10 protein-coding genes are annotated in these 9,423 nt (G+C 70.5%); 3 read left to right on the top strand and 7 right to left on the bottom strand.

The features are described from left to right. The 3 genes from CEK65_RS20670 to CEK65_RS20660 all read right to left on the bottom strand — a co-directional run. Nucleotides 1–1,072, bottom strand: a 1,072-nt coding sequence (locus CEK65_RS20670) for an FAD-dependent oxidoreductase (RefSeq protein WP_152182842.1), incomplete at its 3' end; no start/stop codon positions are given. Between the two features lie 157 nt (nucleotides 1,073–1,229). Further along, a complete protein-coding gene (locus tag CEK65_RS20665; protein WP_226980666.1) occupies nucleotides 1,230–2,471 on the bottom strand; it encodes a DUF418 domain-containing protein in 1,242 nt (413 codons plus the stop codon). A 139-nt stretch (nucleotides 2,472–2,610) separates the two neighbouring features. Then, nucleotides 2,611–3,090 (bottom strand): peptidylprolyl isomerase, encoded by a 480-nt coding sequence (locus CEK65_RS20660; protein ID WP_017909247.1) that lies wholly within the window; start codon nucleotides 3,088–3,090, stop codon nucleotides 2,611–2,613. Between the two features lie 109 nt (nucleotides 3,091–3,199). Here CEK65_RS20660 and CEK65_RS20655 point away from each other — a divergent pair, with 109 nt between their 5' ends. Together CEK65_RS20655 and CEK65_RS20650 are read left to right on the top strand one after the other, a co-directional pair. Further along, a complete protein-coding gene (locus CEK65_RS20655) occupies nucleotides 3,200–3,742 on the top strand; it encodes a C40 family peptidase (protein WP_017909248.1) in 543 nt (180 codons plus the stop codon). A 107-nt stretch (nucleotides 3,743–3,849) separates the two neighbouring features. After that, nucleotides 3,850–4,686 (top strand): C40 family peptidase, encoded by an 837-nt coding sequence (locus CEK65_RS20650; protein WP_081613329.1) that lies wholly within the window; start codon nucleotides 3,850–3,852, stop codon nucleotides 4,684–4,686. A gap of 118 nt (nucleotides 4,687–4,804) precedes the next feature. On the opposite strand, the gene CEK65_RS20645 is transcribed toward CEK65_RS20650, so the two are convergent. After that, nucleotides 4,805–5,581 (bottom strand): class I SAM-dependent methyltransferase, encoded by a 777-nt coding sequence (locus CEK65_RS20645; protein WP_152182841.1) that lies wholly within the window; start codon nucleotides 5,579–5,581, stop codon nucleotides 4,805–4,807. A 161-nt stretch (nucleotides 5,582–5,742) separates the two neighbouring features. Here CEK65_RS20645 and CEK65_RS20640 point away from each other — a divergent pair, with 161 nt between their 5' ends. Continuing rightward, nucleotides 5,743–6,492: a nucleotidyltransferase domain-containing protein gene (locus CEK65_RS20640; protein ID WP_152182840.1), complete on the top strand. Its 750-nt coding sequence runs from the start codon at nucleotides 5,743–5,745 to the stop codon at nucleotides 6,490–6,492. Nucleotides 6,493–6,514: 22 nt separating this feature from the next. Here CEK65_RS20640 and CEK65_RS20635 read toward each other — a convergent pair whose 3' ends face one another. The 3 genes from CEK65_RS20635 to CEK65_RS20625 all read right to left on the bottom strand — a co-directional run bounded on the left by CEK65_RS20635 (nucleotide 6,515) and on the right by CEK65_RS20625 (nucleotide 9,292). Then, on the bottom strand, nucleotides 6,515–6,994 hold the full coding sequence (locus tag CEK65_RS20635) for an acyl-CoA thioesterase (RefSeq protein WP_010341292.1): 480 nt from the start codon (nucleotides 6,992–6,994) through the stop codon (nucleotides 6,515–6,517). Between the two features lie 113 nt (nucleotides 6,995–7,107). Next, nucleotides 7,108–7,944, bottom strand: a complete 837-nt coding sequence (locus CEK65_RS20630) for a class I SAM-dependent methyltransferase (protein ID WP_152182839.1) — start codon at nucleotides 7,942–7,944, stop codon at nucleotides 7,108–7,110. 7 nt (nucleotides 7,945–7,951) lie between these two features. Then, the gene (locus tag CEK65_RS20625; protein ID WP_152182838.1) at nucleotides 7,952–9,292 is read right to left on the bottom strand and encodes a dicarboxylate/amino acid:cation symporter; all 1,341 of its coding nucleotides are present in this window, start codon (nucleotides 9,290–9,292) and stop codon (nucleotides 7,952–7,954) included. Nucleotides 9,293–9,423 lie beyond the last annotated feature (131 nt).

Genomic DNA, 9,423 nt, shown 5'->3' with positions numbered 1-9,423 from the left:
CCAATCCCACCTGGCCCAGCGGCGGATGCGAGAACACCACGCTGGGCACGTTCTCGTAGTCCAGCCTCGCCTGCGGCCGGTCGCCGAACACGCGGTCCATCAGCTTGCGCCCGGCGGCGATCGCCACCGGAGTCAGGCCGACCTTGCCGGCCACGTCGCCGATCGCATACAGCCCCGGCACGTCGGTGTTCTGGTACGCGTCCACCACGATCTCGTGCTTGTCGCCGAGACGTACGCCCAGCGCTTCCAGGCCGAGGTCGCGCGTGTTGGGCCGGCGCCCGATCGCGAAGAACACCTTGTCGACGCGCTCGCCGGGCTGCCCCTGCGCATCGACCACGCACAGGCCCTCGCCGCTGCGGCGCAGGGCGCTGGCGCGATAGCCGAAATGCAGGCGCACGCCCTGGTGGCGCAGGTTGTCGGCGAGCTGCCGCGCCAGTTCCGCGTCGAACCGCTCCAGCAGGCGCTGGCCTTGCACGTACAGCTCCACCCGGCTGCCCAGCGCCTGCAGCAGTCCGGCCAGTTCCACCGCGATGTAGCCGCCGCCGACGATCGCCACCCGCGGCGGCGCCTCGCAGAGATTGAAGAAGTCGTCGGAGACCAGGCCCAGCTCGGCGCCGTCGATGTTCGGCCGCAGCGCGTGCGCGCCGGTGGCGATCACCACGTGCTTGGCGCTGACCCGCACGCCGTCGTCGCATTCGACGGTGTGCGCATCGACCAGCCGGCCGCGCCGCGGGATCAGCACCACGCCGTCGGCATCCAGGCGCCGCCGGTAGCTGGCGTGGATGTTGCCGATGTAGCCCTGGCGATGCGCCACCAGTTCCGCCCAGGACAGCGTGGCCTCCGGAATGGCGAAGCCGACCGCGCGCGCCAGGTCGATGCGTTCGACCAGATCCGCCGCCAGCCACATCGCCTTCTTCGGCACGCAGCCGACGTTGACGCAGGTCCCGCCGAGCGCGCTCGGCTCCAGGATCGCCACCCGTGCGCCATGGCTGGCGGCGCGGAAGGCGGTGGCCAGGCCGCCGGACCCGCCGCCCAGCACCAGCAGGTCGTAATCGCGGATCGACCCGTTCACGGCGCACGCTCGGCGCGCGGCGGGGTCGCATCGGGCGCGGCGCGGTGCGCGCGGTTCACATCGTCCATCGGCTGTCCTGTCGCATGTCTCGGTCGCCGCGGAGCATGCCATGGGCGGCCGCGCGGCAGATGTGAGGACGCCGCGGCAGTGCCTGCGCTCAGGCCGCGTCGCGGCGGCGCATCGGCTGCCAGCGCAGGTAGCTGGCCGAGCGCCACAGCCACTCCACCGGGCCGAAGCGGAACCGCTGCAGCCACCAGTGCGACAGCGCCACCTGCAGCGCGAACAGCGCGACCGCGAACGGGATCTGCCAGGCGCGTGGCAATCGTTCGAAATAGCCGAAGCCGTAGCCGTAGAACAACGTGGTGCACACCAGCGACTGCAGCAGATAGTTGCTCAGCGCCATGCGCCCGGCCGGCGCCAGCCACTGCAGCGCCGCTGCGGCGCGCACCAGCCAGGCCGCATAGCCCAGTGCCATCAGCCCGCTGGCGACGCTGGCCAGGGCGTAGGCACAGGTCAGACGCAGATCCAGCCGCGCCGGGTCCATCCACGGCTCCAGCCGGAAGCTCAGCAGCATCAGCGCCAGGCCCAGCGGCAGCACACCCCAGCGCAGCAAGGCGAGCAGCCGCGGGAAGCGCTGCGGCTGTGCGGCCAAGCCACTGCGCACGCACCAGGCGCCGAGCAGGAACATGCCGAAGATGGTCGGCGCATTGAACAGCAGCACGCTCAGCGATTCGACCAGGTCGCGCGCGCGCTGCGCAGTGGCCTGGGCGTAGCTGCCATGGCCGAACACCTCGCGCTGCTGCGCCAGCGCCGCCGCGCCGTGCTGCGCCTGCTCGGCCATGTCCCGATGCCACTGCGCCGCACCGTGTGGATCGGCCTGCGCCGCCCAGGCGGCGGCGCCGACCAGCAGCCACAGCGCCGGCGCGAACAGGTACACCACCAGCGCCATGCCGGGCAGCCAGCGCGTGGGCGCCTCGCGGAACGCCAGCAGCATGAACGCCAGCAGCGCATAGCTGACCAGGATGTCGCCGGACCACAGCAGCACGGCGTGCAGCAGGCCGATCAGCAGCAGCCCCGCGCTGCGGCGCAGGAAGAAACCACCGAACGGCCGCCGCGCGATCTCGGCGCGCTGCGCCATCACTGCGAAGCCCATGCCGAACAGCAGCGAGAACAAGGTGTAGAACTTGCCCTGCACCAGGATGTAGACCAGGGCGTCGGCGATGCGGTCGGCGCCGCGCAGCGCCGGATCCAGACCGGTCATCGCCGCGTCCAGCGGGCCGACGAAGCCCTCGATGTTCATCAGCAGGATGCCCAGCAGGGCGAAGCCGCGCAGCACGTCCAGCGTGGCGATGCGCTCGGCGGGCGCGACGGGCTGCAACACGGGGGCGGAAGTGGCCAAGGCGGCACCGGGCGGAAGGCCGGCGATGTCCCTCGCCGCGATCAGGAAGGCCGCCGGCGTCCGCGGCGGCACGACGGCGCCGCTGCGCGCGGCGCCAGGGCTGGCGGCACCGGCGCGACCGGCACCGCCGCCAACGCACTCAGTGGTGGTGGCCGCCGTCGCCGTGCACGTGGCCGTGCTCGATCTCTTCGGCGCTGGCCTCGCGCACGTCGACGATCTCGACGTCGAAGTGCAGGTCCTTGCCGGCCATCGGGTGGTTGAGGTCGACGTCGACCACGCTCATGCCGACCTTCTGCACGGTGACCGCGCGCGGGCCGAAGTTGGTCTGCAGCACCACCTGGCTCCCCGGCTGCAGCTTGACCGCGCCGAAATGCTTCTTCGGCACGCGCTGGCTCAGGCCCTCGCGGTACTCGCCATAGGCGTCCTTGGCCGCCACGTCGACACCGAAGCTGTCGCCGGCGGCCTTATCCATCATCGCGTTCTCCAGGCCAGGGATGATGTTGCCGTGGCCGACCAGGATCACCAGCGGATCGCGGTCCTTGGAGCTTTCGATCGGTTCTTGACCGACTTCCGAAACGGTGTAGTGGAAACGGACGACGCGGTCTTTTTCGATCTTCATGTGCACTCTGCGCTGTGGCTGCCGGGGGCAGACGGGATGGGCGGCTTGTCGGCCGCCGGGAGCGCCGCCATGATGGCGGCCTTCTGAGGTCGCGCATTATCCCGGCTCCATGCACAACACGCCAGTTTCGCCGCGCGGCCGCCGCGCGTTCCCGTGGTGGCTTCCGCTGCTGTGCACCGCCGCGCTGGCGGCCTGCGGACGCCACGAGGTCCGCCACACCCGGCCGGCACCGGTGGCGGTGCGCGAGTGGCCGCAGGTGGCGCCGGCCGACCCGGGCGCGGCCAACGCAGTGCTGATGCGGGCGCTGGGCCTGGTCGGCACGCCCTACCGCTACGGCGGCAACACCCCCGAGTCCGGGTTCGACTGCAGCGGCCTGGTCGCCTACGTCTACCGCGACATGCTCGACCTGCGGCTGCCGCGCACCTCGCGCGAACTGGCCGCGGTACAGGGGCCGCGGATCGACCCGCAGCGCCTGAGCACCGGCGACCTGGTGTTCTTCGGCAGCGCGGGAAATGTGACGCACGTCGGGATTTATGTCGGTGAAGGCCGCTTCGTGCACGCTCCCAGCACGGGCGGCACGGTGCGGCTGGATTCACTGGACGGGGCCTACTGGCGGGACCACTACACCGGCGCAAAGCGGGTTTTGCGCTGAACTGTGATTTCACCCACATTCATAATTACGAAAATTTAACCTTATTTGAACTTCCTATTTCTGTCTACAAGGCATGATCCCCCATCGTTTTATTTTGTGATCCAAGCGTGACGACCGAAGCCCAGACCTCTCCAGGCAAGCCCGCCGTTCCCCGCCGGACCGCTTTCCGCCTCTTCTGCACCGCCTCGCTCTGTTTCTCGGCCCTCCCGGCCCTGGCCCAGACCGCTCCCGCCGACACCGTCGTCCCGGAAGCGATCGCGACCGTCGCCCCCGCTCCCGCCCAGGTGAGCGCCACCGCGACCACCGCCCAGGCGACCGCGCAGACCCCCAACAACACCACCACCTCGGCCAAGCCGGCCGCCGCCCAGGCGCCCGCACCGTCGCGCAGCAAGGCCGACGCCGCCGCCACCGCCACCCTGGCCGCCCTGCTGCCGCACCTGGCCGCCAACGACACCATTCCGCTGATGGACCGCTCGGCGATGTTCGCCGGCGACATCAGCCGCCTGCTGGCCAACTACGACGTGTCCCAGCCGGTCCCGCGCGAAGGCGTGGTGCCGGGCGGCGACAAGGTCCAGTCCGTGCTCAAGCGCGCCATGGCGCTGCTGGGCACCCCGTACCGCTGGGGCGGCGAGGACACCGAAGGCTTCGACTGCAGCGGCCTGGTCGGCTACGTGTTCCGCACCGCGCTGGGCATCGAACTGCCGCGCGTGTCGCGCGAGATGGCCCGCGAGGCCAATGCCCAGCTGATCAAGGACCGCGACGCGCTGGCGCCGGGCGACCTGGTGTTCTTCGGTCGCAAGGGCCGCGTCGACCATGTCGGCCTGTACGTCGGCGAGGGCCGCTTCCTGCACGCCCCCAGCCGCGGCAAGGACGTGCGCGTGGACACGCTGACCTCCGGCTACTGGGGCGAGAAGTTCGTGCAGGCGCGCCGCGTGGCGATGTAAGCCGCCGCTCCGCAGATACCGCACAGAAAAGGCCGCTGGAGACAGCGGCCTTTTTCGTTGTGACGTTTCGCGGCCGCCCGGCTGGCAGTCCGTGCCACTGGCACCGACGCGGCCGCCCTCAGGCGGTGGCAACGATCGCGCGCACGTCCTTGTCGATCCGCAACGCGCCGTCGCCATGCGCGAACGCCGCCTCTACCGCCTGCCGCAAGGCTGACGCGTGCGCCTGCGGCGGCAACGGCAGACTCTGCAGATAGGCCATGACGTCCTCGGGATCGGTGCAGACCAGCACGTCGTCGAAGCGTGCGACCCGGACCTGCGCGAAGTGCATGGCGAACAGGCGCGCGCCCGCCTCCGCGTCCAGGCGCAGGGTGGACGGGTCGCGGTCCGGGCCACCGGCCACCCCGGCGACCAGTTGCGCGAGTTGACGCATGTTGTCGCGACCATTGAGCACCGCCAGTACTGCCGCGCCTGGACGAACGATGCGCCGCAGCTCGCGCACGCCCGCATGCGGATCGGGCAAGTGGTAGAGCATATGCACGGCCAGTGCGGCGTCGATGCTGGCATCGCGCAGCGGCAGGCGCATCGCGTCGCCGACCACACCCCGTGGCCGCAACGCCGCCGCCTGCGCCAATGCCGCAGCGACCATGGCCGGCGAGCGATCCAGCAATTGCACTGCCAGCGATGGCGGCCACTGCCCGGCGAGCGCGCCCCACAGCTGGCCGGTGCCGCAGCCGATATCGGCCACGCGCATGTCTGCGGCCAGCGGCACCTGCGCGCGCAACCACGGGTACCAATCGCCGCGGCCGTACTTGGCATGCAGCGACTTACGCTGCACCAGCCGCTGTGTATCGCCGTATTGCCGCTGCAGTTCCGCGCTGTCCGCCTGGAGGGTCATCGTCGCCGTCCGCGTTGCCCGCCGGCACGATACGCTGTCCGCCTCGATCGCGTCACCGGAACTTCGATGACACCACGCCCCTCGCCTGCCTCGCAGTACTGCCGTGCCGATGAGCCCGTCCGTCGGGTCGCGTCCTGGCCGCAATTGCAGGCGCTGCGCTGATGCCGGCCAAGCACGTCCTGCCCACGCCCGCCCAGGCGCTGGCGATCGCGCAATCGCTGCTGTCCACCCGCTACGCCGACGCGGCGTTCGGCTTCGCCGCCGGCTCGATCCTGCGCGGCGAAGGCACGCATCTCTCCGATCTCGACCTGGTCGTGGTCTATGAGCGCCTGCAGGCCGCACGCCGCGAATCGTTCCTCGCCGACGGCATGCCCGTCGAAGCCTTCGTGCACGACCCGGGCACGCTGGCCTGGTTCGTCGACGAAGACGCCGCCCGCGGCCGCCCCAGCCTGCTGCACATGATCGCCGAGGGCACCCTCGTCGGCACCGCGACCGAATCCGCACGCAGCCTGCAAGGCCAGGTCGCCGCGCGGCTGCAGGCCGGGCCGCCGCCGCTGACGCAGGCGCAACGGGACGCGCTGCGCTACGAGATCACTGATCTGGTCGACGACCTGTGCGGCGAGCGCAGCGTCGCCGAGATCCTCGCCATCGGCGCCCTGCTGCATCCGCGCCTGGCGGAACTGGCGCTGCGCGGACGCGGCCATTGGTACGGCAGCGGCAAGTGGGTGCCGCGCCTGCTGGCACGGATGGATCCGGCCTTGGGCCAGCGCTTCGACCAGGCCTTCGCCGCGCTGTTCGCCAACGCCGACTGTGCGCCGGTGCTGGCACTGGCGCAGCAGGAACTGGCCGCGCACGGCGGCCGCCTGTTCGACGGCGACTGCCGCATCGCGCCCGCGGACTGGCGCGCCTGAGCCAGCGCGCGGGCGCGCGCCCTCAGCCGTGGTAGTGGGCGATGGTGTCCTCGATGCCCTTGCTCAGCTCCATCACCTTCTGCGCGTACTCGGCCAGGCGATGGTCTTCCGGCGTGTCCGGATGCCAGGCCGGCACCGCGGTGGGGCGGCCTTCGACGCCATCCAGGGCCACGAACACGATGATGCAATGCGTGCACAGACGCGGCTCGCCGCCCATCGGATCGCGGGCGCGCACCTCGATGGCGAAATGCATGCTGCTGGTGCCGGTGTGGACCAGCTTGGCGCTGACCGTGACCATGTCGCTGATGCGGATCGGCGAGACGAAGCGGATGCCGCCCACCGCCACGGTCACGCTGTAGTGGCCGCTCCAGCCCACCGCGGCGGCGTAGCCGACTTGGTCGATCCACTTCATCACCACGCCGCCGTGGACCTTGCCGCCGTAGTTGACGTCGATCGGTTCGGCCAGGAAGCGGAAGGTCAGTTCGCGTTGCGTGCCGCTCATCGGGAGTCCATGCAGGGGAAGAAGGCGGCAGTCTGCCATGCGCCGCCGCCGCCAATCGCAACGGCGCCGCAATAAGGTGTCGCCACAGACGCGCTGGCGGCCGGCGGCGCCGGCTAGGCCGCGGCCAGCGCGAGATTGTCGCGCTTGCGGATGCACAGCCACGGGAAATGCGGCTGGCGCCAGCGCAGTGCGCGCAAGCAGCGCACCGACAGCCTTCGGGGGTCGAACAACCGGCGCAGCACGATGCCGTCCAGCACTGCGTCGGTGTGCTGGTGGTACTGCTGCGCCAGTTCGGCGCAGCCAAGATCGCTGAAGTAGCGCAGGCTGCGCGCGGCGCTGGCCCTGGCTTGCTCGGCGTCGGCGTAGAACGGGCTGTCGAGGATGTGCAATTCGCCATCTTGCTGCAACAGCCGCAGCAAGCGTGCGATCAGCGCACGCGGATCGGCGAAGTATTGGAGGCAGGCCGGCACCACCACGACATCGAACCGCTGCGCCGGCAGCGGCAAACGCAGGATGTCGCCGGCGACGAAGCTCAACCGCGGCGCGTCGGCGAAGACCCGCGCCGCCTGCGCCAGTTCGGTGCGATTGACGTCGACACCGCAGACTTCGCGCTGCAGGCCGCTGGCCAGGCGATACGACAGCCAGCCGTTGCCGCAGCCGAGTTCCAGCAGAGCACCGTCGCCGCCACGCGCACGCAGATGGCGCAACAGGCGCCGGCACGATTCGGCGCGCACCCGCCATTCGTGGCTGGCGCCGAGCGCGCCGGGCGGCTGCGGCAGCGTGCGCACCTGCGCGTCGCTGTAGAGCCGGCCTTCGCGGCGGCGCACGTCCAGGTAGCGCTGCTCGAACGGGTCGTCCGGCAGCGCGTCGTGCACCAGCACACCCGCGTGCAGCGTCAGCCCGGGCAACTGTCGCAGCTGCGCGCGCAGGCTCTCGGCAGGCGTACTCACGGACGCATCAACGCACCTGGCCGGAACCGTCGACCGGCGGATCTTCCAGGCCGACATTGCTCGGGGCGGCCTCGTAGATGGTGCGATCGAGCAGGCCGGTCTCCTTGGCCACCAGCACCGGCACCAGCATCTGCCCGGTCACGTTGGTCATGGTGCGCATCATGTCCAGCACGCGGTCGATGGCGTACAGGTAGCCGATCACCTCCAGCGGCAGGTTGGCCGCGCTCAGCACCACCGTGGCCATCACCACCGCGGTGCCGGGCACGCCGGCGGTGCCGAAGCTGCCCAGCACCGAGGCGATCAGCACCACGAAGTACTGGTTGGCGGTCAGCGGCACGCCGGTGTACTGGGCGATGAACACCGCGCACAGCGCTGGGAAGATCGCGCCGCAGCCATCCATCTTGATGCTGGCGCCCAGCGGCACCGCGAACGCGGCGTAGTCCTTGTTGACGCCGAGGTTGTGGGTGATCGAGCGCAACGCCACCGGCATCGCGGCGAAGCTGGAGGAACTGACGAAGGCCACCTGCATGCCCGGCGCGGCGCCGCGGAAGAACTTCCACGGATTGAGCCCGTGCACCAGCAGCAGGCCGCTGTACACCACCACGATGTGGATCGCGCAGGCCAGGTACAGCGCCAGCACGAAATTGCCGAACGGCAGCAGCTTGCCGAAGCCGTAGCCGCCGACCAGCGCGGCGATCAGGCCGAAGGTGCCGAGCGGGGTCATCTCCAGCACGAAGCGGGTGACCTGGATCATGATCTCGCTCATCTGCTTGGTGAGCTTGCGCGCCTCGGCCACGCGCTCGCCGAGCTTAACCATGGCAAAGCCCAGCAGCGCGGCGAAGAAGATCACCGGCAGGATCGAACCGCGCCCGGCCGCCAGCACGGTCTCGCCGGCAGCATTGGTCTTGGTGCCGATACCGGTGAGCGCATAGAACGGATTGGACGGCACCACGTCCAGCAGCACCTGCACCGGGCTGGGCACGTCGCGCGGGGTCCAGGCGCTGTCCACGCGCAGGCCCAGGTGGCCGGCGCCCGGCTGCAGCACCGTGCCCACGGCCAGGCCGACGCCGACCGCCAGCGCCGCGGTGACCACGAACCACAGGAAGGTGCGCCCGCCCAGCTTGGCCACCGACTGCTGTCCGTGCAGCGCCGAGATCGCGTTGATGACGGCGAAGAACACCAGCGGCACCGCGATCATCTTGATCAGGGTGACGTACAGATCGCCCAGCGGCTTGAACCAGGTCTCGGCGGTCGGGCCCAGCGCCCAGCCCGCCAGGGCGCCCAGCACGAAGCCGGCGACCACGCGCTGCCAGAACGGAATGCGTAACCAGGCCGTCACCAGTTTCATCGACGCTGTCCAGAGAGATCGGGGGGTTTCGCACGATAGCGCACCCCGGCAGCAGCGACGACGCCATGGCTGGAAAGGCGCGATGTCATCGGCGTGCCTTGTCGCAGCCGGCATAATGCAGGGGACTTCGT

The organism is Xanthomonas sp. LMG 12459 (assembly GCF_009192905.1).
Taxonomy (GTDB): domain Bacteria; phylum Pseudomonadota; class Gammaproteobacteria; order Xanthomonadales; family Xanthomonadaceae; genus Xanthomonas_A; species Xanthomonas_A sontii.
This window is presented reverse-complemented; position numbering and strand designations above follow the sequence as displayed.